This is a genomic window from Actinoallomurus purpureus, assembly GCF_024055795.1.
GTDB lineage: Bacteria > Actinomycetota > Actinomycetes > Streptosporangiales > Streptosporangiaceae > Actinoallomurus > Actinoallomurus purpureus.
The window spans coordinates 1-24,921 of record NZ_JAMXMY010000031.1; the positions used below are offsets into that span (position 1 = coordinate 1).

Sequence of the window (24,921 nt, forward strand, 5' to 3'; positions counted from 1 at the left end):
CAGGTCATGGTGCAGGCCTGCCTGGCGGGATTCGGGGCCGGCTCGGCCGTGACGGCCCTGGCCGGCTCGCTGCCGACGCTGATCGCGGGACGCGGCCTGCAGGGCCTCGCCGGAGGCGCCCTCCTGCCGATCACGATGGCGCTGGCGGGGGACCTGTGGGACGAACGCCGCCGCCCGGCCGTGCTCGGCGGGGTCGGCGCGCTGCAGGAGCTGGGCAGCGTGCTCGGCCCGCTGTACGGGGCGGGGATCGCCGCGCTGGTCGGCTGGCGCGGCATCTTCTGGATCAACATCCCGGTCACGCTGCTGGCCATGGCGGCGGTGTGGTGGGCCGTGCCGCGGGGACGCCCGTCGACCGCCGCGCGCGTCGACGTGGTCGGCGGCCTGCTGCTGGCCGCCGGGCTGGGCCTGCTGGTCGCCGGCCTGTACAACCCGGACCCGCAGCGGTCGGCGCTGCCCTCGTGGGGGGTGCCGTGCGTCGTCGCCGGTGGCGTGGTGATCGCCGGGTTCGCTGTGTGGGAGGCGCGCGCCCGTACCCGGCTGCTCGACCTGCGCGGCGCGGCGCGCGGCGGCCTGTCCGCCGTCCTGGGCGTCAGCCTGCTCTCGGGCGCGGCACTGATGATCACGCTCGTCGACGTGCAGCTGATCGCGCAGACGCTGTTCGGCAGGAACTCCACGGGTGGCGCCCTCCTGCTCGCCCACTTCCTCGTCCCCCTCGCGGTGGCCGCGCTGGCCGGCGGCCTCCTGGCCCGGTGGTGCGCCGAACGCTGGATCGTCGCCGGCGGCATGCTCGTCGCGGCCGGGGCGTACGCCCGGATCGCCACCTGGCCGGTCCGGGCCGAAGGCCTCCACTACGACCTGGGCCTGTTCGCCGTCCCACGAGTCGGCGCGGACCTGGCCGTCGCCGGTCTGGGCCTGGGCCTGGTGATCGCGCCGCTGTCGGCGGTCGCGCTGCGCTCCGTTCCCGCCGTACGGCACGGCGTCGCGTCGGCCGCCGTGGTGGTCGCCCGGATGATGGGCATGCTGCTCGGCGTGGCGGGCCTGAGCGCCTGGGGCTTCTACCGTTTCCACGCGCTCACCGCTCATCTCGTCACCCCGCTGCCGATCGGCGTGTCGCCCACGGAGTTCGCCCGCCGCATGGCCGCCTACCTGGCCGCCGTGAAGGCCGCCCTGCACACCGAGTACGCCGACATCTTCTGGGCGACCGCCGGGGTCTGCGCCCTCGCGGCCCTGCTCGGCCTCGCGGTCGGCGGCGGCGCGCCCGCCGAGGCCGGCGAGGAACCCGCCGCCCCGGAGCCGGTCCCGACGACGGCCGAACCGCCGTCCGCCTGAGCCGCGCACGGCGGAGTCCGGGTCACTCGACCGAGCCGGTCAGACGGCCGTCGTCCTGCTCGAGGACCGCCGCCGGCACCGAGGCCATGCCGGTGGCCTTGATCCGGTGAGCCCGGCCGAACAGCGGGTCGAAGTTGGCGGCGTAACGGTCCTCCAGGGCACCGTCCGCGATCGTGACCATCGCCTCGTCGTGTCCGTGGAAGCCGACGGCCGTGTAGTTGTTGCTTCCGGTGAAGACGACCTTCTGCCGGGTGCCCTCATAGCCGCCGTCGATCAGCAGGTACTTCGAGTGCGCGTAGACGCGGGAGTTCTCCGACAGGTAGCGGATCTCCGGGTTTCCGTTCCGGCCCCCCGGCTTGGTCAGGCGGCGTGCGGCCCTGCGGCCGATCCGGTCGAAGACCACCTGAACGCGGCATCCCGCGTCGTCGAGTTTCCAAAGCCGCTGCGCGATCGGCGCCCACGTGAAGTGCCCCAGGCTGAGCCGGATGCGCGTGCCGCCCGCGCATGACACCTTGTCGAGGGCGGCGCTGATCGGGTCGCCCTTCGCCCACGGGAAGAAGTCGATCCGGTACGCCCCCGCCTGGACGGTGCTGTGATAGTCGCCGTTCGGGTGCCGGGCGGCGAGGTCGTCGAAGTAGCGCAGGTAGCCCTCGTGGACCGCGGCGTCCTTGATGGTCAGCGCGTCGTTCCACTGGGTGTCGCGGGCGCCGTCCGTGGCGTTGGCGGAGGTCTGCACCACCACGTCCCGGTTTCCCAACGTCGTGGAGAACAGGAAGAACTTGTTGTGGTTGAAACTCGGGCCGATGCAGCCCCGGCCCCGGCCGCACACCACGACCCATGACGACTTCCGCCTGTCGCGGCCCAGGCCCGCGCGCAGCCTCTTGTACGCGACGTAGTCCGTGGACTCGTGATCCAGCACCACCTGAACATGGACCTTGCGCCGGCTCGCGGCGACCAGCTGCGCGGCCGTGTCCAGGCTGGCGAAGTGGTACATCGCGACGGCGATCGTCTCTCCGGAGGGCGTGCCGGCGATCAGCCGTGCGACCTGGTCGGCGATCGCGTCCCGCCGGGCGGAGCCGGCCTGCGGCGAATTGAAGATCGGGCCGGTCCGGACGGCGGACCGCGTCCCCTCGTCGCCCGGGCCGCCGGACACGGGCCGGACCACGGCCACGGACTCGGTGGTCGCCGCGAGCGCGGCCCCACCGGGGCCGACGGTTCCGACGGCCACGACACAGGAGACGGCCAACGCCGCCTCGGCCACAGACATAACCACAACTTCTCCTGCACACGGGGGAGCTTGGGTGAAAAAATGTCACAAATTCACCCAAGTGCCGCAGATCGTACAGGAGATCACACTCCGTCATCGAGGGAGGTGAACAGACATAAAGGTAGATCTTTCAGCGCCACGCCACGCCACGGCGAGGACGAAGATCGCCGCATCGGCCGTTGGTAGCCTGCTCATCCGTTTCGGATGATCGGCGGTCAAGGTGCGTATCGAGATCGTGGTGTTCGATGGCTTCGATGAGATCGATGTGTTCGGTCCGTTCGAGGCCCTGTCCAGTGCGGGGTTCCAGGTGGCCTTGGCCGCTGTCGAGCGTCCCGGCGTCGTGGTGAGCATGCGAGGGGTCAGTCTCAACGTTTCGGCGGTCCTTGGCGAAGCAGATGGAGTCGTCGTCCCAGGTGGTGGCTGGCTGAATCACGCCGAGGAGGGATCGTGGGCCCAGGCCCAGCGGAAGGTCCTGCCGAACAGGCTCGTCGAGCTCGCCCCGAACACCCGGTGGCTGGCCTCGGTATGTACGGGCACGATGCTGCTCGCGACGGCCGGCCTGCTGACCGGCCGTCACGCGACCACGAATCACAACGCGTTCGATGAACTCGCCCCACACGTGGCTGAAGTGATCGACGAACGCGTCGTCGATGACGGCGATCGGATCACTGCGGGAGGTCTCACCGCCGGGCTGGACCTGGGGCTATGGATCACTGAGAGAGAGCTCGGATCGGAAAGGGCCGACCAGGTATCCCGATCGATGGAATACGAGCGTCAGGGACGAGTCTGGCACGCTCCCAAGAGGCGATAGCAGAACGTCGTGCGCACTTACGGCAGGGCCGCCTGCCGGCCTTCTGCGCGCTCATATCGTGCGCCTACGGATATTCGGCTGGGACGCGGCGGACCTACCGGTGCCGGGCCACTTCACGCAGGCGCGGGGGTAACTGCGGTCTGCCCTTGCCGTCGGCGCCTGGAGGGCGCACGCTCGGTCCATGAGACGCGGATGTTCATGCGGGCACGGATCCAGCTGCTCCTGCTCCAAGGGATGCTCCTGCGGCTGTAACGGCTGACCTCACCGGCTAGGGCGGTCCGGCCGCAGTAGGCGCAGCGGGAGGCGAGCACGCCGTCAGGCGATCCAGCCGTTGACGCGCCCCCGGTGGAGGGCCTGCCGGGCCTCGGCGCTGTCGAGCATCTCCAGGCCCCTGATCGCCCAGAACCGCAGCGACTCGTCGTCGCTGTCGAGCTGGTCGGCCAGGACCGTCAGAGCGCCCGGCGACCGGGCCTCGGTGATGAGCTCGAGGAGCAGGCAGCGCAGCTCGTCGTCCCGCTCTTCGCGGAACGCTTCGACGATCTCGTCGACGTACGCGTCCGCGTGCTCGCGCAGGAAGTCGAAGCCCTGCGCCCTGAGCGCGGGGTCCGGGCTCCGCATGGACTGCAGGGCCCGTTCAACGCGCTGGTTCGCCATCAAGTCATCCTCGGCACCGGGTGGTCATGACGCACCGCATCGTAGAGGAACCCTCCGACGGTTTCGCGATCACCCGGCGGCTTGGGCAGGGGCGGGCATCGAGCATCATGGAGGGATGACTGGGGCGGTGGACAAGAGTGGCATACGCGACCGGTCGGGCGTGGCTGTGGGCGCCCACGGCCGGACCGGAACGGTCCCGCACACCAAGGATCTCGCGTCCGACACCGCCTTCGCGATGCTGGTCGACCTGGTCGCCGACGGCGACGTCGTGGTCCTGAGCGGGGCCGGCCTGTCGACCGAGTCCGGCATCCCGGACTACCGGGGGGAGACCGGGCGTCGTCGGCGGGCCGAGCCGATGACCTACCAGACCTTCGTCGGCAGTGAGGCCGCCCGTCGCCGCTACTGGGCGCGCAGCCACCTCGGGTGGCGGCATGTCGCGCGCGCCTCGGCCAACGCCGGACACCGCGCCGTGGCCGAACTGCAACGACGCGGCCTGGTCGCCGGGATCATCACCCAGAACGTCGACGGCCTGCACCAGGCCGCCGGTGCCCGGCGGGTCATCGAGTTGCACGGCGGCCTCGACCGCGTCGTCTGCCTCGCGTGCGGCCGGCGCACGCCCCGCGGGGTGCTCGACGAACGCCTGCGCGCCGCCAATCCCGGCTGGGGCGCCGAGGCGACTGTGATCAACCCCGACGGTGACGCCGTGCTCGCCGACGACCGGATCGACTCCTTCACCACCGTCGGCTGCGTGGACTGCGGCGGAGTGCTGAAGCCGGACGTGATCTTCTTCGGCGAGAACGTCCCGCGCCCGCGCGTCGAGGAGTGCTACGCCCTGACCGAGCGCGCCGGAACCCTCCTCGTCCTCGGTTCCTCGCTGACGGTGATGTCCGGATACCGCTTCGTCCGCCGCGCCGCCGAACGCTCGATACCAGTCGCGATCGTCAACCAGGGCCCGACCCGGGGCGACGCCGAGGCGCTGCTGTCCCTGGACGTACCGCTCGGCGCGACCCTCACCGGGCTCATCGGCGAGCTCGGCGCGACGCGCTGAGATCCGACCGCCGAGCGTAGGCGGACTACGCCATATGGTGATGGTGCCCGGCGCTTTACGGTGTGACCGTTGCGTCATGAAAGGGCGCTTCGTCTCGATGACGGTCGGCTGTCTGGTCCTCGCCGCGTGCGGCGGGACGTCGCGAGCACCCGTGGCGGCGACGACCCGGCCGCCGGTGGCGGACTCCTCTGCGCCGTCCGCCTCGCACCCCTCACCGTCCTCGGCCGGGCCGACGGTCGAGGACTCCCCGGCGTCCTCCCCGGAACCGAGTGACACGGGAGCGGGCGACCGGTCCTCGACCGCCCCTTTCGACGACCTCCCGGCGACGTACCGGGTGTCGCGCGTCGCCGGGTTCACGCAGTACCAGGGCAATCCCGCCTGGATCCCCTCCGAACGCTCCAGGGTGGCCAACGCCGTCTGGGAGTTCGACCGGGACGGGACGTTCGCGTTCACCACGTCGAACGTCCGGACCGACCTGTTCCCCCTGCACGGCACGTACCGCGTCGAGGGCACGACCCTCAGCTTCTCCGCGCACGGCGCGGCGGCCAACGCCGGCGGCAGCGCGCACGCCGAGCTCATCGGGACGATGGACCTGTCGGCGGACCCTCACGTCGTCCGGTTCAGACTCATCACCGGTTCCGGGTACGGCGCGGTGGTCGACGACCAGCGGTTCGCCTCCGCGACGGCCGCGGCGTACGGCGGCACGGTCGCCGTGACGGCCGGTTGACGGGGAGGAGGGTCTCCCGGTGAGCGTCGTCGCGGAATGGTCGGAGCGCATCGCCCGGAGGGTGACGCCGGAGGAGATCGACTTCGCGGCCGACGTGGGCGAGGCCTTCGCGGCCGGGGGCGTGTCCCGGCGCGCGCTGTTCGACTCGCCGGGTGCGGAGCCGGGCGGGTTCGGCCTGGCGAGCGCGGTCGGTGAACTGCCCGTCATCCTCGCCGCCCTGGCGGACACCGGCCGGGTCCTCCGGCACGCGCTCGGCACCCAGGAGTTCGGCAACGTGATGGCCGTCGCGAGCCTGCTCGTCTCGTTGCGCGGTGGCGGACGGCCGCCCGACGAGCAGCGGGACGACGCCCGCACGGCGCTCGCCCGGGCGTACGTCGAGCTCCGGGATCGGCTCCAGACCCTCGGGTTTCCGCCCGGCCGCGCCGAGCGGCTGGCCCGCGAGCTGCTCGAGGAGCTGCTCACCGACGCCGTCAGCGCCGAGGACTTCCTCCGCCGGCTGGACGGCGGGAAACGGTGACCCGTCCGGGCGTCGCCACCGTGGCACCCCCGTGGATCTGGATGTTCTTCATCGGGTACCTCGCGATCGGTGTACCCGACTCGATCGACACCTGGCAGCGGCAGCTCGCCGACTACAGCGGACACCACTCGGTCCCCTTCACTCTGCTGAAGGTGTTCGCCGCAGTGGAGTTGCTGCCGGTCGCCTTCCTCGTCGCCGGCCTGGCAGGCGTCGTCCTGCCCTCCGTGCGCGGCCGCCTGGTGGAGCGGAGGTTCGGCCTCGTCCCCGACGACCGGCCCGTCATCGCCGAGATGCGACGGTTCGTGGAGGCGTACGCGCCGGGCGTCGAGCTGCGCGTCACACTCCGGCCGGGCCGGCAGGCCCGTGTGTACCCGGTCGGCCTGCGGCGGGCCCGCATCGCGGTGTTCCGGCCGATGGCCGCCCTGTGGCGCCAGGACCGGCAGGCCGCCCAGGCCGTCCTCCTGCACGAGATCGCGCACCTGCGGCAGGGCGACCACCTGATCGTCGGTCTCGGCAGCCCCTTTCCGTGGCTCGTACGCGTCTGGGCTCCGGCGTTCCTCCTCGCCGAACTGCTGCCCGCCCTCATCTTGTTCGCGACGCGACCGCCCCTGCTGGGGACCACGGTCGGCGCCCAGGTCGTGCTCGACCTCGGCGCGGTCCCCCGGCAGCTGATCCTCCCGGTCGCGGCGCTGTGGCTGGCCGAGCTGGGCGCCGACCGGTTCCCCGCGGAGGTGGTCGGGCCGGACGCCCTTCGCCGCGCGCTCGAACGTTCGCGGTCGGCCCCCTGGTACTCCCCGCTGTCCCATCCCCCGGCGGGCGTACGGCGGAAACTGGCCGCTCATCCGCGTGCGGCGACGCTCATCCTGCTCACCGGCTGGTTCGCCGCGCTGGTCGTCAAGCTCGCCGCCACGATCGCCGCCGCGACGCCCGCGTTCCTCATGATCGGGAACTCCGTGCCGGAGACGGCGCGGGGGCTCACGCGCGGCGTCCGCGCCTTCCTCGTCGACGGCCGCCCGCTCCTCCTCGTCGCCCTGGCGCTCCTGCTGACATGGCCGTTGCTCGCCCCGGTATGGACGCGCCGGTGGTCACCCGGCACGCCACCCGGACGGCCGGCCCGTTACCCCCTCTACCTGGCCGCGACCGCCCCGCCGACGCTGCTGGTGCTGGCCTCCTACCTCATCCCCACCGTCTGAGGACGACCCGCAGAGGACGCGACTCGCATGATCTTGATCGCCGCGGGAGTCCCGGGCGCGGGTCACTTCGCGTTCGGGGCGGGACGCTCCCGGGCCGGGGCGTGGCCGTACGCACCGCCGAGGATGTTCTCGCGTCCCCACGCGCCGAGGGGCGCGAGCGCGGCGTTGAGCGAGACGCCGAGGGCGGTCAGCGAGTACTCCACCCGAGGCGGCACCTCGTCGTACGCCTCCCGGTGCACGATGCCGTCCTCCTCCAGCTCCCGCAGATGTGAGGCGAGGACCTTCTCCGTGATGCCCGGCAGGTACCGGCGCAGCTCGCCGAAGCGGCACGGTCGCTCGTTGAGCGCCCAGAGGATCAGGACCTTCCACTTCCCGCCGATCACGTCCATCGCCGCGTCGATGCCGCAGACGTAGGCCCCGGGCCTTCGTGCGATCGCCATGGGACGCCCCTTCCACCTGCTCCCTTACCCCGGGGTGACCACCCACTTCGAAGTGCGTACTTGATCATCTCGAGGCCCGGAACAAGCCTATTCGTCATGAACTCCGACACGCAGAATGCCTCTCTCACCCTCCTCGGGCTCGGTGCCATGGGCACCGCGCTCGCCCGCGCCTGGCTCGCCGCCGGGCATCCGCTGACCGTGTGGAACCGCACCGCCGAACGGGCCGAACCGCTCGCCGCCGAAGGGGCGACCGTCGCGGCGACCGCCGCCGAGGCGGTCGCCGCCAACGGCCTCGTGATGGTCTGCCTGCTCGATGACGCCTCGGTCGTCTCGGCCCTGGCCGACGCGGACCTGACCGGCAAGGACCTGGTCGACCTCACGACCGGCACTCCCGGCCAGGCGCGGGCGCGGGCCGCGTGGGCGCGGTCGCGCGGCGCCCGCTTCCTGGACGGCGGGATCATGGCGGTCCCGCCGATGATCGGGGTCCCCGGTTCCGGAGGCTACGTCTTCTACAGCGGTTCCCGCGCGCTGTTCGACGCGCACCGGGACGCTCTGGCCGTGCCGGCCGGCACCGAATACGTCGGACAGGACGCCGGTCTGGCGGCCCTGCATGACGTGGCGCTGCTGAGCGCGATGTACGGGATGTTCGCCGGGGTGGCGCACGCGTTCGCGCTGATCCGCGGGGAGGAGGTCGTGCCGAAGGAGTTCGCGCCCCTGCTCGTGCGCTGGCTGACCGCCATGACCGCCTCGGTGCACGGAGTGGCCGCACACCTGGAGAGCGGCGACTACGCCAAGGGGGTCGTCTCGAACCTCGCCATGCAGGTGGCGGGCACGCCGACGCTGCTGGGGACCGCCGAGGAGCAGGGGGTCAGCGCCGAGTTGCTCACCCCGTACGTCGGCCTGATGAAGCGCCGCCTCGCCGACGGGCACGGCGACGAGGGCACCACCGGTGTCATCGACCTGCTCGCCCGCCGTCCGATGCCTTGAGTACGGCCGGCGGGCACGGAGATCCCGCCCCCGAATGTCGGCGGGCGCCGATAGCGTCGAGCATGTGATCGAACGGTGGGGGCAGGAGCGCCACGCCGCCGCCGGCGGCGCGACGGTCAGGTCCCCGAAGACGGCCGAGCAGCGCGAGCGGCGCGTCGCCGCCGGGGTCGAGGAGCTCGACCGGTGGCTGCGCGACCAGGTGGCCCAGGGCCTCGCGCACGCCGACCGTGCCCCGCGCACGGCCTGGGACGACGTCGCGCGCAGGCTCGTCGACGCCCAGGCCGCGGCGCTGGCGTCCTGGGTGCGGGAGCTCGGCTCGATCCCCGCCGAGGGCCGGCCTGAGCGGCTGCTGGAGGAGTACGCCCTGTTGCGGCTGCTGGCCACGGCCTTCCGGCGCCGCGACGACCTGCCGGAGCCGCTGCGGGCCACCGTACGATCCCGCGTCGGCTTCACCGTGAGCCAGGAGGAGGTCCTGGCGGGCGAGTGGGTGCGGGATCACTGGTACGTCGCGGGGTGCCGCGACGTGGAGGAGGACCGGCTCGTCGCCCGGCGCGTCTGGCTGCGCGGCCGGGAGACCGGGCGGTCCGCGCTCGTCCTGTCCTTCGCCGCGCCGGGGCGGCCGCTGGACGCCTCCCTCGTCGTCGGCGACACCCTCGACGCCGAGCTGGTCTTCTACCCCGGAGCGCAGCCACTGCGCGCGCTGGTCGCCGCCCGCCACTCGCCGCCCCTCCGGCGTCCGCCGCGCGGCACGACGGTGGCGGAGCTCTTGCGCGAACACGCCGCCGCGCTGTCCCGCGATCCCTGGCTCGAGCGGTGGCCCGCCGTGCTGGCCGACGTCCGGCCCGCGCAGGACGGCGCGGGCGGCCCCTGCCTGGTCGGCGCGGACGGTGACGCGCTCCCCCTGCGCACGACCGACGTGTGGCGGCTGCTCGCCGTCTCCGGCGGCCGTCCCCTCACCGTGTCCGGCGAGTGGTCGCCGCGCGGGCTGGTGGCGCTGTCCGCCTGGCAGGAGGAGGAAGGGGCCGTGGTGCTGTGAGCCCCTGGAACGAGCACGTGACCGCCGCACTGCTGGGCACGCGCCGGCGGCGGGTGCCGCCGCTCGACGAGGCGCCGGTGGCCCCCGCCGAGCCGGCGGCCCGCCTGCTGGACCAGGCGGCGCTGCTGGCGGTGCGCAGGCGGGCCGGGTGGCGGCCGGTGACGGCGGAGCCGATCGCGCCCGCCCCGGCGGAGACCGCACCCGTCGTGCCGCCCGCCGCGGCCGACCGGTTGGGCCGGATCCTGTCCGGCGAGCACGCCCGCGTCCTTCCGGAGTGGCTGGAGGCGGCGGCCCGGAGCGGCCGCCGTGTGCCGCCAAGGTTGCTCCCGGACCTGCTGCACAAGGGCCGGTCCGACCGGGCGCTGCGCCCGTCCATCGCGCGGGCGGCGGGCCGGCGGGGCGTGTGGCTGGCGATGCGGAACCTCGACTGGGCGTACCTCGTCGTGGCGAGCGGCGGCGAGGAGGTCGAGGCGCCCGAGGTGTGGGAGACCGGTGCCCGCGCCCAGCGCGTCGCGCACCTGCTTCGCCTCCGGGCCACCGACGCGGCCGCGGCCCGTGCGACCCTGTCGTCGACGTGGACACGCGAGCCCGCCCCGGAGCGGGCGCACTTCCTCGCGGCCTTCGAACGCGGGCTGTCCCTCGCGGACGAGGACTTCCTCGAGGCGGCGCTGGACGACCGCGGCCTTGAGGTGCGCCGCATCGCGGCCGACCTGCTCGCCCGCCTGCCAGACTCGGCGTACGCCCGGCGCATGGCCGACCGGGCTCGCGCCTTCCTGCGCGCCGAGACCGGCCCGTCCGGCGGCCCCGAGCGGATCGTCGTCGATCCGCCGGAGCACCACGACGAGGAGATGCGGCGCGACGGCATCCCGTACCACGCGGCCGAGCGCATCGGGAACCGCGCGGGCTGGCTCCGAGAGATCCTCGCCCGCACGCCGCCGTCCACCTGGGACGAGCTGTTCGGCATGCCCCCGGCGCTCATCACCGGTCTGCCGGTCGCCGAGGCGGCCGTCGGCGACGGGTCACGCGCCGCGCCGGACGGGCAGGCCGCGCGGGACGTCCACCTGGGCTGGGCTCGCGCGGCGGTGCGGCAACGGGACGCCGCCTGGGCCAGGGCGCTGCTGACGGGCGACGTCATGCTCGGCGAGGTCCCGACCCTCGCCGACCTGCTGGACGTCCTGCCCCCCGGTGAGCGGGAGAACGCCGCGGCCGAGGCGGTCCGCCGGATCGATGGGCCCGCCGACCGCGTCACGGTGCTCGAGCGCGTCCCCGGCCCCTGGGCCGGCGCGCTGGCCGACATGATGATCGACGCCGTGGCCGCGGCCGTGACGGACCCCGACGACGGGCGGTTCCCGGCCGAGCCGTACCGCCTCGCCGGCGAACGCCTCTCCCCCGCCACCGCACCCCGCCTGGACGATCTCGCCCGGCGCCACCCGGCACGCGGGCCGTTGTCCGAGCTCGCCGACATCCTGCGCTTCCGTCACGACATGCTCGAGGAACTGCGGTGATACCGCCTGAGGAGCGAGCCCGACGCAGCGAGCGGAGCGGACGGCCGAGCATCGTCCTCTGGTGCGCCTCCGGCACGACGAAGACCGCCCGCGAAGCGAGTGAGGGCGAGCGACCTTTGAGCACGCGCGACCACGCACCCCCGCACCGACGAAGGAGTTCCTGACGATGACCGAGGCCGTGCTGCGCCCGCACGCCGAGCACCAGTTCGCCGACGAGCTCGTCCTCCTCGCCGAACGGGACGACCGGCCGCGCCCGCCCGGCTGGCGGCTGTCGCCGCGGGCCGTCATGGTCTATCTCCTCGGCGGAGCACTGTCCGACGGCACCGTCATCACGCCGAAATACGTCGGGCCGCGCCGCCTGATCGAGGTCGCCGTCGCCACCCTCGCCACGGACCGGGCGCTGCTGCTGCTCGGTGTCCCCGGCACGGCGAAGACCTGGGTGTCGGAGCACCTCGCGGCGGCGGTCAGCGGGGACTCCACGCTGCTCGTCCAGGGCACCGCCGGCACGACGGAGGAGGCGATCCGGTACGGCTGGAACTACGCCCGGCTGCTGGCCGAGGGCCCGTCGGAGCAGGCTCTGGTGCCGAGCCCGGTGATGCGCGCGATGCGGTCCGGGGCCGTCGCCCGGGTCGAGGAGCTCACCCGGATGCCCTCCGACGTCCAGGACTCCCTCATCACGATCCTGTCCGAGAAGGCCCTGCCCGTACCGGAACTGGGCACCGAGACGCAGGCGCGCAAGGGGTTCACGGTCATCGCGACCGCCAACGATCGTGACCGCGGCGTGAACGACCTGTCCAGCGCGTTGCGCCGCCGGTTCAACACCGTCGTGCTGCCGCTGCCCGCGACGACCGAGGAGGAGGTCGACATCGTCGCCCGCCGGGTCGCCCAGATCGGCACGTCGCTGGAGCTGCCCGAGACCATCGCCGGGCTCGAAGAGATCCGCCGGGTCGTGACCGTCTTCCGTGAGCTGCGCTCCGGCCGCACCGCCGACGGCCGCACGCGGCTCAAGTCGCCCAGCGGCACGCTGAGCACGGCCGAGGCGATCTCGGTGATCACCAGCGGCCGGGTGCTCGCGACGCACTTCGGCGACGGGGTGCTGCGCGCCGCCGACGTGGCGGGCGGCATCGTCGGCTCGGTCGTGCAGGACCCGGTGTCGGACCGCGTCGTGTGGCAGGAGTACCTCGAAACCGTCGTCCGTGAACGCCCCGAATGGCGCGACTTCTACCGCGCCTGCCGGGAGGTCTCCTGACCGTGGCCGCGCCCGCCCACGAACGCGTACGGATCTTCGGGATCCGGCATCACGGCCCGGGATCGGCGCGGGCGCTCGGCCGCGCGCTGGACGATATACGGCCCGACATGGTCCTGATCGAAGGACCACCCGAGGCCGACGCCATCGTCGGCCTCGCCGCCAATCCCGGCATGGTGCCACCGGTGGCGTTGCTCGCCCACGCGCTGGACGGCGGGGAGGAACGGCGCGCGGCGTTCTGGCCGTTCGCGGAGTTCAGCCCCGAGTGGCAGGCGATCCGGCATGCCCTTCGGGCGGGGGTGCCCGTCCGCTTCTTCGACCTGCCGGCCGCGCACCAGCTCGCCGACGAGCCGGACCGCGACCGCCCCGCCGGACCCGAGGCCACCGGACCCGAGACAACCCCGACGGCCGTCCGGCCCGAGGCCGCTTCGGGGACGGGTGACGGGTCCGGCGGGGCCGCCGAGGCGGTGCGCCTCGATCCCCTGGCCCGCCTCGCCGAGGCCGCGGGTTACGACGACGCCGAACGCTGGTGGGACGACGTCGTCGAGCACCGCGACGGCGGCCCCTCGCCGTTCGAGGCCGTCGCCGAGGCGATGGCCGCGCTCCGCGAGCACGCGCCGGCCATGCCCGAGGACCACCTGCGGCGGGAGGAGCGGCGCGAGGCGTACATGCGCAGGACGGTGCGGCGCGCGCTCAAGGACGGGTACGAGCGGATCGCGGTGGTCTGCGGCGCGTGGCACGTCCCCGCGATCGCCGCCGGGCTCCGCTCCACCCGCTCGGCGGGCGCGCCGACCGCGGCGGCCGACGACCGTACGCTGCGCGGGCTGCCCACGACGAAAGTGGCACTGACCTGGGTGCCCTGGTCGTACGGCCGCCTGGCGGTCCGCTCCGGGTATGGCGCCGGGGTCGTGTCCCCGGGGTGGTACCACCACCTGTTCACGGCGCCCGACCGCCCGATCGAGCGCTGGTTCGCCGCGGTGGCGGCGGTGCTGCGCGCCGAGGACCTGCCCGTGTCGTCCGCGCACGTCATCGAGGCCGTACGCCTCGCGAACGCGCTCGCCGCGCTGCGCGGCCGGCCGCTCGCCGGGCTGGACGAGGTCACCGAGGCGGCCCTCGCCGTCCTGTGCGAAGGCGCCGAACTCCCCCTGGAGCTGATCCAGCGCCGCATGGTCGTGGGCGAACGCCTCGGCTCCGTACCCGACGGCGCGCCGATGGTGCCGCTCCAGCGGGACCTGCGGGACGAGCAGCGGCGGCTGCGGCTCAATCCGTCGGCGACCGCGAAGGAGGCCGACCTGGATCTGCGCAGGCCGGTCGACCTGGATCGCAGCCGCCTGCTGCACAGGCTTCGGCTGCTGGGCGTCCCGTGGGGAGAGCCCGCCGGGTCCGGGCGTGGCAAGGGCACCTTCCGTGAGACCTGGACGCTGGCGTGGCGGCCGGAGTTCGACGTCCGGCTGGTCGATGCCGGCGCGTGGGGCCTGACGGTCCGGAGCGCGGCGTCCGCGCGGGCGCGGGCGCTGGCCGCCGAGGCCGCCACCCTGGCGGAGCTCACCGCGCTGGCCGAGCGCTGCCTGCCGGCCGACCTCGGCGACGCGTTGCCGGCGGTCATGGCCGCGCTCGCCGACCGGGCGGCGACCGACACCGACGTCGCCCACCTCATGGCGGCGCTTCCCGCGCTGGTCCGCACGCTGCGCTACGGGGACGTGCGCGGCACCTCGGTGGAGCCGCTGCGCACCGTCGTCGACGGTCTCGTCGTGCGCGTCTGCGTCGGGCTGCCGGGCGAGGTCTCCGGGCTCGACGACGACGCGGCCCGGGCGCTCCTCGACCGCGTCGACGACGTCCACGGCGCGCTGTCCCTCCTCGACGACGCCGACCACGCCGCGCGCTGGCGCGGCACGCTCGCCGCCCTCCTCGACCGTCCGGGGCTGCACGGCCTGATCGAGGGGCGACTCACCCGCCTACTGCTGGAGGCCGGATCGCCGGACGACGCCGACGGGCCTGCGGGCGGGATCGGCGACCGGATGGCGCGTGCCGTCTCGGTCGGGGCCTCACCGGCCCGGGCGGCCGCCTGGATCGAGGGCTTCCTCTCCGGCGGCGGGCTGATCCTCGTTCACGACGACCGGCTGCTCCGCCTGGTGGACGACTGGATCGGCGGCCTGCCCGCGGACTCCTTCACCGACGTGCTGCCGTTGCTGCGCCGGACGTTCGCGACGTTCGAGGCGCCGGAGCGCCGCTCCATCGGCGAGCGGGTGGCTCGCATCGGCGCCGCCCCCGGCCGGGGCCCCGCCGACGACGAGACCCTGGACTCCGCACGCGCCGCCCCGGCCGTACGGACGGTCATCGACATCCTCGGCTGGCCTGCTCGCGGAGCGGATCCCGGGCGGCCCCGCGACGACGGGAGGGGATGGGCGTGAGCGCCGGAGCGGAGACGGGCGAGGACAGGATGCGGCGCTGGCGGATGGTCCTCGGCGGCGAGGCGGCCGAGTCCACCGGCACGGCCCTCACCGGCGACGACGCGAAGATGGACGCCGCGCTCGAGGCGGTGTACGGCACGGCCGGACGCGGCGGTGGGCGGCGCGGCCGGAGTGCCGGGCTCGGCGCGTCCGCGCCGCAGGTCGCCCGCTGGCTGGGCGACATCCGGGCGTTCTTCCCGTCGACCGTCGTCCAGATCATGCAGAAGGACGCCGTCGAACGCCTCGACCTGACCCGCCTGCTACTCGAACCCGAGCTGCTGGAGGCGGTGGAACCCGACGTCCACCTGGTCGGCACACTGCTGTCCCTGAACCAGGTCCTGCCGGAGCGGGCCCGGGATTCCGCGCGGGCGGTCGTCCGTACCGTCGTGCGCCGGCTCGAGGAACGCCTCGCGCAGCGCATCCGGTCGGCCGTCGATGGCGCCCTCGACCGGTCCGCGCGGCGACGACGGCCGCGGCGCGTCTCCGAGGTCGACTGGAATCGCACGATCCGCGCGAACCTCCGCCACTACATCCCGTCGCACCGGACCGTGGTCCCCGAACACCTCATCGGGTACGGCCGCCGACGCCGGACCGTCGAGCGCGACATCGTCCTGTGCGTCGACCAGAGCGGCTCCATGGCGGCGTCGGTGGTCCACGCGGGCGTGCTCGGCGCGGTCCTGGCCTCGATGCCGACGCTGCGCACCTCGCTGGTCGCGTTCGACACGTCGGTCGTGGACCTCACCGACCGGCTGCACGACCCGGTCGACCTGCTGTTCGGCACCCAGCTGGGCGGCGGCACGGACATCGGCCGGGCCCTGGCTTACTGCGAGCGCCTCATCACCCGCCCCCGTGACACCGTCCTCGTCCTGATCAGCGACCTGTACGAGGGCGGGGTGCGCGCGGAGATGCTGAAGCGGGTGGCCGCCCTGACCTCCGCCGGCACGCAGGTCGTCGCGCTGACGGCCCTCTCGGACGAGGGAGCCCCCGCCTTCGACCGCGCGAACGCCGCCGCGCTGGCCGCTCTCGGTGCGCCCGCCTTCGCCTGCACGCCCGACGCGTTCCCCGACCTGATGGCCGCCGCGATCGAACGCCGCGACCTGAGGGAATGGTCCGAACGCACGCCTCTCGACCGGTAGAGACGACTTTCTGCGCGGCGGACGTGGGAGGACGGGGCGAAGGCCCGGCTCTCCCCGGTGGCGGCGGACCACCATGCCGCCGCCACCGGAGAGTTCCCCTCTAGCTCTTGATCGTGTAGCTGTCGCCGTACACCTTCCAGGTGAGCGGCGGGTTGAGGTCCAGGTTGCCGGCCTTCAGGAAGACCCGCTGCTCGGTGTCGACGCGGCTGGTGTCGCTGTGGGCCTCCTCGTGCTTCATCGCGACCTTGCGGGCGTCGAGGAACGCGTTGAGGTAGGTGACCTCACTGCCGCCCTGGGCCGGGGTCTTGGCCTTCTTCATCGCCGCCGCCCGGATGCCGCCGAAGCTGTCCCCGTCACTGCCGGGGCCGTGCATGACGATGGCGTCGTAGTAGATGAACTGGCCGAGCGCGCGCAGGCCGTCCTTCTTGGCCTGGTTCACCGCCGGGTTGAAGTAGACCCGGTCGCGCTCGTCGTCCTGGGCCTGCTGGAAGACCTTGTCGGAGGCGGCCTTACGCCAGTCCTTGGGGAAATTCGGGTCCAGGCCCTTGTGCGAGTCGCCGCCGTTGACCTTGCGCAGCGCCGGCAGGTATTTGGCCAGGACGTTGCCGGGCTCGCGGTCGGTGTACGACTGGACGAGTTCCAGCATGTCACCGGTCCCGGAGCAGAAGCCGATGATGCCGGCGGTGTATCCCCGGCCATCTCCGATGTCCTCGATGTACTTGTACTGCGCTCGCCAGTCGAGTGAGGAGTTCTCCGCGCTGGACACCAGCTGCATGGCGATGTCCTTCTTGTGCGGGTCGGTGAGGTCGACGGACGCTTTCGTCACCGAACCGGTCTGAACGGCCCGCGAGCCGGAGGAGTGCCCGGTGCCCGCCTCGACGGCGACGGCACCGGTGAAGGCCACGCCCAGGGCGAGGGCTACCGGTACGGTGCGTCGAGCGGACTTCTGGCTGAGGGGGAGGCGCATGTTCCTTACCGTTTCAGTCGACTTTCTTGACATGCCGTTCAGGGCTGGGGGCAGAACGGCACCGCGCCACCAGGACGATGGCGACTTATCGTGACGGGGCGATCGTCGGTGCTAGGTAAAGGTTCCTAACTAATCGCGATGAAAGCAGTTGACCGGGGGTGCTGTCAATACATCCGACGAATCTGGAAATGCCGACCCGCAGGGGAGAACGGCTTTCCTTAAGAGGGGCTTATAGGCGAATTAAGGCAGGCGAATGACCTGGGAGTCGGTTGACATGGCCGACCGATCCGGTCGGACCCATACGGCCCCCGATAGGCTGGCGCGGTGAACGGCCGAGCCGACACGGTCCGGGCCCTGACCCGGGTCTCGGCCCCTCCCCTGGTCCCCGAGGTCTCCCTGCACCTAGCCGACGAACCCTTCGCGACCTGGGAGGCGACACAGCGCGAACAGGCGGCCCCCGACGCGCCGCCGCCGTTCTGGGCCTTCGCCTGGGCCGGTGGCCAGGCTCTCGCCCGGCACGTCCTCGACCACCCGCGGACGGTGGCCGGTCGGCGCGTCCTGGACCTGGCCAGCGGATCCGGTCTCGTGGCGATCAGCGCGGCGCTGGCCGGCGCCCGCTCCGTGACCGCCTGCGACATCGATCCGCTCGCCGCGACCGCCATCGGCCTCAACGCCGCCCTCAACGGCGTGCGCGTCGACGTCCTGGCCGAGGACGTCCTCGCCGACGACCTGGGGGACGGGTTCGACGGAGTGGACCTGATCCTCGCCGGTGACGTCTGCTACGACGCGGACCTCGCCGGGGCCATGATGGCCTTCCTGCGGGCGCGGCGACGACACGGCGTGGACGTGCTGGTCGGTGACCCGTTGCGGCCCTACCTGCCGGACGGCCTCACCGCCGTCGCCCGGTACGAGGTGGCGGGCACCGCCAACCTGGAGGAGCGGGCCGTCACCGCAGCCGCGGTGTTCGCCATCCCCGGGTAAGCCCGGCCCACAGGCCGGGAGTTGACTCTCCCCGTCGCGGCCGTGCCCGACCACCAGCGTCGCGATGCGCGGCCGATCCCTCCTCAGCAGGCCGAGCAGGGCGGCGAGCTCGGCGCCGGTGTGCAGGCCGGGCCGCGATGGTTCGCCGTACGCGGCCGCCTCCGCCGCTGTGAGCCGTGGCGACGAGGACCGCGCAGGTGTCCGTACGAGGTCGCCATGGTCAGGTGGCGTCGTGGAAGACGAGGCCGAGCGCGTGGCGGCGGCCCGACCGCACGGTGCTGACGCCGTGCCGTACGGCGCCCGCGGACCAGCCGCGTTTGGTGCGGACGGGCCGGTCGCGCGTGGTGAAGATGAGGCCGTGGCCCTGCCGGAGCACGGTGGTGATGCCCCGTGACTGGGCGCGGGGTCGCTGTTCGACCAGCAGGAACTCGCCGCCGGTGTAGTCAGTGCCCTGCTCGTCGAGGCCGACCACGACCTGCAGGGGAACACCATCTCCCCGAACACGCGTCGCGGTGCAGGGCGTTCCAGTCGCCCGCCTCGTAGCGCAGGAGGATCTGGGCCGACCGGTCCTGACCGGCGTCGTGGCACATCGCGATCCACGCGTCGAGGTCGTCGGGCCACGGCGCGGCCCTGCCGAGCCGGGCCGCCCAGTCGCGGGCGACGGTCAGCAGGTGCGGGTAGAAAGGCCCGGCGCAGCTCGGCGATGGGCTCGGGCAGCTCGTGCGTGAAGTAGCGGTACTGCCCGGAGCCGAACCGGTGACGGGCCATGTCGACCGTGGTGCGGAAGAGCTCGGCCCGCTCGTACAGCGCGGCGATGGCGCGGCACTGCTCGGGCGTGAGCAGCCGGGGCGTCAGCGCGCAGCCGTAGGCGTCCAGCTCTTCGGCGAGGGCCGTCCAGTCCGCGGCGTCGACCCGCTGCGGGGCGGTGGTGTCGGTGGTCGTCACCGTTCCACTCTGCGGCAGACCGGACCCTGGTCGCTCGCCGAAAACCGACATCAGGTTCGGACGGCGTCACCGCGCGGTTCAGGCGGGGCCGACGCCGAACCAGTCGACCTCGGCGGCGTCGCCGTGCGCGCCGGCCGGGGCAGTGCCGAACAGGCCCAGCGTGGCTCCGATCCACTTGCCCTGGGAGGCGGTGAACGGCCCGCCGACCGGCTGGAGGCCGTGCCCGTCCACGTCGGCCGCGAACCGGCAGACGCCGCCGGGCCCCACCTCGACCCGCAGCCGTACCGAGGACCGGCCGCGCGGGAGCGGGATCGGCGTGGCGGCGTCGACCTCGGCCTTGTCCTGGACGGCCGTGCGGGACACCAGCGCGAGCCCGGAGTCCAGCCGCTGCAGCCCGATCCACGCGTAGCCGTAGCCGAGGACGACGAGCCCGGACCGCGCTCCCGGTGTCCCGGCGCGCAGGGTGAGGGAGGTGGTCGCGACGAACGACTCCGCGGGGAAGCGCTGCCCCAGGACGTTCGGCAGGAGCCGCAGGTCGGCGGTGTCGGCACTGGGCGGACAGGTCAGCCGGAGCCGGCCGCCGCGCAGCGACGCCCACGACGGATCGGCGTTGGCCTGCCAGGTCCACTGCTCGCCCAGCCGGTGGCCGGTGAACTCGTCCCCGGCGGCCGGGGCGGTGATCTTCGACGGGCGTCCCACCGCGGGCTTGCGATGGACCAGCACCGGCTTGCCGCGCCCGCTGCCGTCGTCCTCGCCCATCACGGGCCAGCCGTCGTCCCGCCACCGCATCGGCTGGAGGTGCACCACGCGGCCGTAGACGCCGCGGTCCTGGAAGTGCAGGAACCAGTCCTCGCCCCGCTGGGTGGTGACCCAGGCGCCCTGGTGCGGGCCGTTGATGGGGGTGTCGCCCTGGGCCAGGACGATGCGGTCCTCGTACGGGCCGAAGACGCTGCGCGACCGGAACGCCGACTGCCAACCGCCGGTCACGCCGCCGGCCGGGGCGAAGATCCAGTACCAGCCGTCCCGCTTGTACAGCTTCGGCCCTTCGAGGGTGGTGTAGCCGGAGAGCTCGTCGCCGTTCACCACGATCCGGCCGTCGTCGAGGAGCTCCCTGCCGTCCGGGCTGATCTCGTGCAGGGTCAGCCGGTTGTTGATCCCGGACCGGCTCTTGGCCCAGGCGTGGATGAGGTACGCCCGGCCGTCGTCGTCCCACAGCGGGCACGGGTCGATCAGGCCGCGGCCGGGTTTGAGGACGTGCGGTCTGGTCCACGGGCCGGACGGGTCGACGGCGGTGGTGACGAAGATGCCGTGGTCCGGGTCCGGGTAGAAGATCCAGAACCTGCCGGCGTGGTGACGGATCGCCGGCGCCCACACGCCGTTCCCGTGCTGCGGCGTGTCGAAGACGTCACGGGGTTCGAGTTCGGTGAGCGCGTGCCCGATGATCGTCCAGTTGACCAGGTCGCGCGACCGGAGGATGGGCAGGCCCGGGATCCGGTTGAAGGTCGAGGCGGTGAGATAGAAGTACGGCCCGACGCGGACGACGTCCGGGTCGGACCAGTCGGCGTTGAGCACCGGGTTGCGGTAACGGCCGTCCCCGAGGTCCGCGACCCACGGAAGAGCGGTCGTCCGGCCGTCCGCGGGCGCGGCGGCCGCACCGGTCGCCGCGCGCTCCGCCGCGCCGGCCGTGCCGCCGAGCCCGCCGACGGCGACCGACCCGGCCATCGCGCCGAGACCCGCCTGGAGGACCCGCCTCCGACTCTGCTCACCCATCCACGTCCTCCTTCAAGGGCGGCCCGATCGCGCGGCCGCGTGAGGAAAAGGTTTGCCGGAGTGTCTCAGCGCGGCTGGAGGTGGTCAAGGGCCGCGTCACCCCCGCGGCGCCACCGGGATCCAGACCCGCATGGGCCCAGGAGCCCGGTTCCCCCACAGGAAGTAGGGCACCGCCCTCAGGGACAGCGGCTCGGCCGCGCCGGCATCGCCGGCCGCGTGATCGGGGTACGGCTCGAGGGACGGAGACCGGTCCGCGCTCCCCTCGGCGGCGAGCGTGACCGGAACGTGCGGCAGGTCCGCGCGCTCGTCCACGCGCACCGGCGCGGTCGCGTCGAGCCGAACGTCCTCCAGCACCGTCCCGTCGGGGATGTCGGCCTGTTCGAGGCAGTAGACCAGTGGACCACGCGTCAGCGCGGCGGACCCGCGCACCGCGTCGACCCGCGGATGCGCCGCCACCAGGCGGGCGGGCATGTGCAGGTCCAGGGTGATGACCGTCAGGGCGGCCCAGCTCCGGGTGATGCGGAGGTACCCGTCGCGGACGTCTCCCTCGACGGCCACGCCGTCGACCTCGACGGTGAAGCCGTGGCACCATCCAGGGATCCGCAGTCCGAGCGTCCACGGCCGGGTGGTCGTCGCCGCCACGGTCAGCTCGATCCGGCCGTCCCAGGGATACACGGTCCGCGTCGTCACCTCGGCCTCGCCTCCGGGAACCGGGCCGCGCACGGTCCCGGCGCCGTACAGGTGGATCCGCAGGCCGTCGTCGTCCGCCGTCGCGAGGTAACCGTGGAGGGAGGACATCAGCCGGGCGAGGTTGGGCGGGCAGCAGGGGCAGGAGTACCAGCTCAGCCGCTGCGAGGGCGCATCCTCGTCCGACCCGTCGTGCCCGGTGCGCAGGTGGAGCGGGTTCGAGTAGAAGAAGTGCCGCCCGTCCACGGCGGTGGCCACCGCCACGGCGTTGTGGAGCACCCGCTCCATCTCGTCGGCGTACCGGTGTTCGCCCGTGGCCAGCAGCATGCGCCAGTTCCACTGGAAGCTCGCGATCGACGCGCACGTCTCGGCGTACGCACGGTCGGGCGGCAGCTCGTAGGGGTCGCCGTATGCCTCGTCGCGGTGCCGGGAGCCGTGCGCGCCGGTGAGGTGGGTCTTGGCGTGGAACGCGCTGTCCCAGAGCCGGCGCGACGCGTCGAGCAGTGCGGTGTCGTGCGTCTCGACGGCGACGTCGACCATGCCCGCCAGCAGGTACAGCTGCCGGACGGCGTGGCCGGTCACCTCCTCGGCCGCGCGGACCGGGAGGTGGTCCTGGAAGTACGCCGGGCCGAACCGTCCCTCCCCCAGCAGGCCCTGCCCGCGCAGGTCCAGGAACCTGCGTGCCACGTCGAGGTAGGGCCGGTGCCCGGTCACCCGGTAGAGCTCGACCAGGGCGGTCTCGATCTCGGGGTGTCCGCACACCCCGTCGACCCCGTCCGGCCCGAACCGCTCCACGATCAGGTCGGCGAAGCGCCGCGTGATCGTCATCAGCTCCGCGCCGACGCCGGCGCGGGCGGCGGCGACCGCGGCCTGGATCAGGTGGCCCGCGCAGTAGAGCTCGTGGCTCCAGTCCAGCTCCCGCCAGCGCTTCTCCGGGTGCACCGTGGTGAAGTAGGAGTTGAGGTAGCCGTCGTCCTGCTGTGCCTTGGCCAGCAGCGACACCGTGGTGTCGAGGAAGTCCCGCAGCCGAGCGGCGTCCCCGGGGTGGGTCAGCTGCCACGCGGCCGCCTCGAGGGTCTTGTAGATGTCGGAGTCGCGGAACCACATGCCCGCGAACTCCCGGTCGCTCTCCCCCGTGACGCGGCGCAGGTTCTCGAGCGTGCCGCTCGCCGACAGCTGGTCGACACAGTGGGGGATCGTCGCGGCGACGTTGCGGTCCTGCCATTCGCCGAGCAGCCCGCCGGGGTCGAGCCGTACGGCGTCGAGGGGAAGCGGCCGCAGCACGCCGAGGGCGTCCGTCGTCGGGGAGACCGGGCCGAGGTGTGAATCGGTCATGCTCTCTCTTCTCGTCAGCCCTTGAGGGCACCGGAAGTGAACCCGCGCACGTAGTAGCGCTGCAGGAGAAGGAACACCACGACGCACGGAACCGCCGCGGTCACCACACCGGACTGCAGCGCCCCGAAGTCGACCGACCCGAGGCTGCCGGACTGCAGGTTGAACAGCGCCACGGGCAGGGTGAACTTGGCGCCGTCGGTCAGGAAGATCAGCGGTGCGACGAACTCGTTCCAGGCGGCGAGGAACGAGAACAGCGCGACGGTCACCATGCCCGGCGCCACGCCGCGCAGCAGCACCCGGCGCAGCACTCCCGTCGGCGTACAGCCGTCGATGAGCGCGGCCTCCTCCAGCTCCACCGGCAGCGCCTCGAACGAGTTGCGCATCATGAACAGCCCGAACGGCAGCTGGAACATCGCCAGGACCAGCCCGAGGCCGATCAGGGAGTTCTGCAGGCCGATCCAGCCGAGCAGGACGTACAGCGGAACGAGGATGGTCGTGTACGGGACCATCAGGATCGCGAGGGTGACCAGGAACAGGAGGTTCTTTCCGGGGAAGGAGAACCGCGCCACGGCGTAGCCGCCCAGCGTGGTGACCACGACGGTGACGCACACCGTGACGAGCGACACCACCGTCGTGTTGAACAGGTACGTCGGCAGCCCGCTGCCGTAGTGGAACAGGCGCTTGTAGTCGGCGATCCCCCACCCGTTGCCGCCGCCGCTCGCCTGACGGCCGTGCACGGAGGACAGCAGCGTCCAGACCATGGGGAACAGGAAGAGCACCGCGAGCGCGGTGGACGTGGAGTAGAACCCCGCGGACCGGGCGGCGCGGTGACGCGGTCGTGACATGTCGGCTCCTTGGGGATGGAGGTCAGTGGCCGGTGCTCAGCGACCGCCGCGTCGCAGGAGGCGGAGCTGCGCGCCGTTGATGACGATCAGGCCCACGAGGATCGCGACCGAGACCGCCGCCGCCCGGCCGAGGTCCTGGGACAGGAACGCCTCCCGGTAGATGTCGACGACGATCGTCGCGGTGCCGTGCCGGCCGCCGGTCAGGATGAAGAACTGGTCGAAGGCCAGCAGGGAGCCCGTGACGGACAGGACCATCATCAGGGCGAGGGTGGGCCGCAGCAGCGGCAGCGTCACCCGCCGCATGATCTGCCACCAGCCCGCGCCGTCCGTGCGGGCGGCCTCGTACAGCATCGGGTCGATGGCGTGCAGGCCGGTCATGAGGATCAGCATGTAGAAGCCCGCGAACCGCCAAGTGATCATGCCGACCGTCGAGTACAGCGCGTTGCCGCTGCTGCCGAGCCAGTCGACGTCCCCGCCGACCAGGAACCGGATGACCGCGTTCAACGGCGACGAGCCGGTGTTGAACAGGCCGTAGAAGAGCAGGCTCGCCGACGCGAGGCCGACAGCGCTCGGCAGGAAGAACACCGTACGGAACAGGCCCACCCCACGGCGGCCCTCCTGGACGAGCAACGCCAGGCCGAACGCGACGAGGCTGAGGACGACCGTGGTCACGACCGTGTACTTCAGGGTGAACACGAGTGCGTGCAGGAACAGCGGGTCACTCAGGGCCCGGTAGTTCACCACCCCGTTGGGCGCGGACGCGCCGAGCAGCGGCCAGTGGTTGAACGACATCCAGACCATCAGGCCGAGCGGGACGACGAACAGGACCGCGACGATGGCGGCCATCGGCGCCGCGTAGAGCGCCGCCAGCCGCCGGTGACCACGCCGCAGGGGCGAGCCGTCGCGGCGGGCGGGCGGCGGGGGCGACGGCGCGCCACCCGAGCGCGTGCGGGCGGGTGAGAGGGAGAGCATCGGATGCTCCTCGCTGGTCACGGGGCGGCGGCGCGGTGGTCGGCCGCGCCGCCCGGAGACGTGCGTGGGGGGG

The 24,921-nt window shown here is 73.0% G+C and carries 23 protein-coding genes; 13 read left to right on the forward strand and 10 right to left on the reverse strand.

Features of this window, described 5'->3' with window-relative positions:
- A partial coding sequence (locus NE236_RS38865; RefSeq protein WP_252847301.1) for an MFS transporter occupies positions 1-1,329 on the forward strand: 1,329 nt, incomplete at its 5' end.
- Between the two features lie 22 nt (positions 1,330-1,351).
- Here NE236_RS38865 and NE236_RS38870 read toward each other — a convergent pair.
- Positions 1,352-2,596 (reverse strand): phospholipase D-like domain-containing protein, encoded by a 1,245-nt coding sequence (locus NE236_RS38870; protein ID WP_252847374.1) that lies wholly within the window; start codon positions 2,594-2,596, stop codon positions 1,352-1,354.
- 220 nt (positions 2,597-2,816) lie between these two features.
- On the opposite strand from NE236_RS38870, the gene NE236_RS38875 reads away from it, so the two are divergent.
- Complete coding sequence (locus NE236_RS38875) at positions 2,817-3,407, forward strand: DJ-1/PfpI family protein (protein ID WP_252847302.1); 591 nt, start codon at positions 2,817-2,819, stop codon at positions 3,405-3,407.
- 315 nt (positions 3,408-3,722) lie between these two features.
- On the opposite strand, the gene NE236_RS38880 is transcribed toward NE236_RS38875, so the two are convergent.
- A complete protein-coding gene (locus NE236_RS38880; protein ID WP_252847303.1) occupies positions 3,723-4,061 on the reverse strand; it encodes a HEAT repeat domain-containing protein in 339 nt (112 codons plus the stop codon).
- 115 nt (positions 4,062-4,176) lie between these two features.
- Here NE236_RS38880 and NE236_RS38885 point away from each other — a divergent pair, with 115 nt between their 5' ends.
- The 4 genes from NE236_RS38885 (at position 4,177) to NE236_RS38900 (ending at position 7,546) form a co-directional block, all read left to right on the forward strand.
- The gene (locus NE236_RS38885; RefSeq protein WP_252847304.1) at positions 4,177-5,109 is read left to right on the forward strand and encodes an NAD-dependent protein deacetylase; all 933 of its coding nucleotides are present in this window, start codon (positions 4,177-4,179) and stop codon (positions 5,107-5,109) included.
- 76 nt (positions 5,110-5,185) lie between these two features.
- Complete coding sequence (locus NE236_RS38890) at positions 5,186-5,836, forward strand: hypothetical protein (RefSeq protein ID WP_252847305.1); 651 nt, start codon at positions 5,186-5,188, stop codon at positions 5,834-5,836.
- Between the two features lie 19 nt (positions 5,837-5,855).
- Positions 5,856-6,353: a hypothetical protein gene (locus tag NE236_RS38895; protein ID WP_252847306.1), complete on the forward strand. Its 498-nt coding sequence runs from the start codon at positions 5,856-5,858 to the stop codon at positions 6,351-6,353.
- A complete protein-coding gene (locus NE236_RS38900; RefSeq protein WP_252847307.1) occupies positions 6,350-7,546 on the forward strand; it encodes a hypothetical protein in 1,197 nt (398 codons plus the stop codon). The genes NE236_RS38895 and NE236_RS38900 overlap by 4 nt, the downstream gene beginning before the upstream one ends.
- Before the next feature lie 62 nt (positions 7,547-7,608).
- Here NE236_RS38900 and NE236_RS38905 read toward each other — a convergent pair whose 3' ends face one another.
- Positions 7,609-7,986 (reverse strand): winged helix-turn-helix transcriptional regulator, encoded by a 378-nt coding sequence (locus tag NE236_RS38905; protein WP_252847308.1) that lies wholly within the window; start codon positions 7,984-7,986, stop codon positions 7,609-7,611.
- A gap of 96 nt (positions 7,987-8,082) precedes the next feature.
- Here NE236_RS38905 and NE236_RS38910 point away from each other — a divergent pair, with 96 nt between their 5' ends.
- The 6 genes from NE236_RS38910 to NE236_RS38935 all read left to right on the forward strand — a co-directional run bounded on the left by NE236_RS38910 (position 8,083) and on the right by NE236_RS38935 (position 16,346).
- A complete protein-coding gene (locus NE236_RS38910; RefSeq protein ID WP_252847309.1) occupies positions 8,083-8,973 on the forward strand; it encodes an NAD(P)-dependent oxidoreductase in 891 nt (296 codons plus the stop codon).
- A gap of 64 nt (positions 8,974-9,037) precedes the next feature.
- Complete coding sequence (locus NE236_RS38915; protein ID WP_252847310.1) at positions 9,038-10,009, forward strand: SWIM zinc finger family protein; 972 nt, start codon at positions 9,038-9,040, stop codon at positions 10,007-10,009.
- Positions 10,006-11,514 (forward strand): DUF5691 domain-containing protein, encoded by a 1,509-nt coding sequence (locus NE236_RS38920; RefSeq protein WP_252847311.1) that lies wholly within the window; start codon positions 10,006-10,008, stop codon positions 11,512-11,514. The genes NE236_RS38915 and NE236_RS38920 overlap by 4 nt, the downstream gene beginning before the upstream one ends.
- 166 nt (positions 11,515-11,680) lie before the next feature.
- Complete coding sequence (locus tag NE236_RS38925) at positions 11,681-12,763, forward strand: ATP-binding protein (protein ID WP_252847312.1); 1,083 nt, start codon at positions 11,681-11,683, stop codon at positions 12,761-12,763.
- On the forward strand, positions 12,724-15,171 hold the full coding sequence (locus NE236_RS38930) for a DUF5682 family protein (protein WP_252847313.1): 2,448 nt from the start codon (positions 12,724-12,726) through the stop codon (positions 15,169-15,171). Before NE236_RS38925 ends, NE236_RS38930 begins: the two co-directional genes overlap by 40 nt.
- Positions 15,162-16,346, forward strand: a complete 1,185-nt coding sequence (locus NE236_RS38935; RefSeq protein ID WP_372494507.1) for a VWA domain-containing protein — start codon at positions 15,162-15,164, stop codon at positions 16,344-16,346. The genes NE236_RS38930 and NE236_RS38935 overlap by 10 nt, the downstream gene beginning before the upstream one ends.
- A 100-nt stretch (positions 16,347-16,446) precedes the next feature.
- Here the strand turns inward: NE236_RS38935 and NE236_RS38940 are convergent, their stop codons facing one another.
- Entirely contained in the window at positions 16,447-17,313 is an 867-nt protein-coding gene (locus NE236_RS38940; protein WP_289851462.1) for a chitosanase, read from the reverse strand.
- Positions 17,314-17,637: 324 nt separating this feature from the next.
- Here NE236_RS38940 and NE236_RS38945 point away from each other — a divergent pair, with 324 nt between their 5' ends.
- On the forward strand, positions 17,638-18,294 hold the full coding sequence (locus tag NE236_RS38945) for a class I SAM-dependent methyltransferase (protein ID WP_252847314.1): 657 nt from the start codon (positions 17,638-17,640) through the stop codon (positions 18,292-18,294).
- 220 nt (positions 18,295-18,514) lie between these two features.
- On the opposite strand, the gene NE236_RS38950 is transcribed toward NE236_RS38945, so the two are convergent.
- From NE236_RS38950 to NE236_RS38970, 6 genes are all read right to left on the reverse strand, one after another.
- Positions 18,515-18,766: a 2OG-Fe(II) oxygenase gene (locus tag NE236_RS38950; RefSeq protein ID WP_252847315.1), complete on the reverse strand. Its 252-nt coding sequence runs from the start codon at positions 18,764-18,766 to the stop codon at positions 18,515-18,517.
- Positions 18,738-18,965: a 2OG-Fe(II) oxygenase gene (locus NE236_RS45385; RefSeq protein ID WP_372494510.1), complete on the reverse strand. Its 228-nt coding sequence runs from the start codon at positions 18,963-18,965 to the stop codon at positions 18,738-18,740. The genes NE236_RS38950 and NE236_RS45385 overlap by 29 nt, the downstream gene beginning before the upstream one ends.
- A gap of 352 nt (positions 18,966-19,317) precedes the next feature.
- The gene (locus NE236_RS38955) at positions 19,318-21,009 is read right to left on the reverse strand and encodes a glycoside hydrolase family 43 protein (RefSeq protein WP_252847316.1); all 1,692 of its coding nucleotides are present in this window, start codon (positions 21,007-21,009) and stop codon (positions 19,318-19,320) included.
- A 96-nt stretch (positions 21,010-21,105) separates the two neighbouring features.
- Entirely contained in the window at positions 21,106-23,031 is a 1,926-nt protein-coding gene (locus NE236_RS38960) for a glycoside hydrolase family 127 protein (protein WP_252847317.1), read from the reverse strand.
- 14 nt (positions 23,032-23,045) lie between these two features.
- Positions 23,046-23,876 (reverse strand): carbohydrate ABC transporter permease, encoded by an 831-nt coding sequence (locus NE236_RS38965; RefSeq protein WP_252847318.1) that lies wholly within the window; start codon positions 23,874-23,876, stop codon positions 23,046-23,048.
- A 36-nt stretch (positions 23,877-23,912) separates the two neighbouring features.
- Positions 23,913-24,848 (reverse strand): carbohydrate ABC transporter permease, encoded by a 936-nt coding sequence (locus tag NE236_RS38970; RefSeq protein ID WP_252847319.1) that lies wholly within the window; start codon positions 24,846-24,848, stop codon positions 23,913-23,915.
- Positions 24,849-24,921: the final 73 nt, after the last annotated feature.

Bases quoted from the DNA above. Each gene is read 5' to 3' on its own strand.
- NE236_RS38970 (WP_252847319.1), bottom strand. From the start codon at position 24,848: ATGCTCTCCCTCTCACCCGCCCGCACGCGCTCGGGTGGCGCGCCGTCG.
- NE236_RS38960 (WP_252847317.1), bottom strand. From the start codon at position 23,031: ATGACCGATTCACACCTCGGCCCGGTCTCCCCGACGACGGACGCCCTC.
- NE236_RS38955 (WP_252847316.1), bottom strand. From the start codon at position 21,009: ATGGGTGAGCAGAGTCGGAGGCGGGTCCTCCAGGCGGGTCTCGGCGCG.
- NE236_RS38935 (WP_372494507.1), top strand. From the start codon at position 15,162: ATGGGCGTGAGCGCCGGAGCGGAGACGGGCGAGGACAGGATGCGGCGC.
- NE236_RS38905 (WP_252847308.1), bottom strand. From the start codon at position 7,986: ATGGCGATCGCACGAAGGCCCGGGGCCTACGTCTGCGGCATCGACGCG.
- NE236_RS38890 (WP_252847305.1), top strand. From the start codon at position 5,186: ATGAAAGGGCGCTTCGTCTCGATGACGGTCGGCTGTCTGGTCCTCGCC.
- NE236_RS38870 (WP_252847374.1), bottom strand. From the start codon at position 2,596: ATGTCTGTGGCCGAGGCGGCGTTGGCCGTCTCCTGTGTCGTGGCCGTC.
- NE236_RS38880 (WP_252847303.1), bottom strand. From the start codon at position 4,061: ATGGCGAACCAGCGCGTTGAACGGGCCCTGCAGTCCATGCGGAGCCCG.
- NE236_RS38885 (WP_252847304.1), top strand. From the start codon at position 4,177: ATGACTGGGGCGGTGGACAAGAGTGGCATACGCGACCGGTCGGGCGTG.
- NE236_RS38930 (WP_252847313.1), top strand. From the start codon at position 12,724: ATGGCGCGACTTCTACCGCGCCTGCCGGGAGGTCTCCTGACCGTGGCC.
- NE236_RS38910 (WP_252847309.1), top strand. From the start codon at position 8,083: ATGAACTCCGACACGCAGAATGCCTCTCTCACCCTCCTCGGGCTCGGT.
- NE236_RS38965 (WP_252847318.1), bottom strand. From the start codon at position 23,876: ATGTCACGACCGCGTCACCGCGCCGCCCGGTCCGCGGGGTTCTACTCC.
- NE236_RS38940 (WP_289851462.1), bottom strand. From the start codon at position 17,313: ATGCGCCTCCCCCTCAGCCAGAAGTCCGCTCGACGCACCGTACCGGTA.
- NE236_RS38925 (WP_252847312.1), top strand. From the start codon at position 11,681: ATGACCGAGGCCGTGCTGCGCCCGCACGCCGAGCACCAGTTCGCCGAC.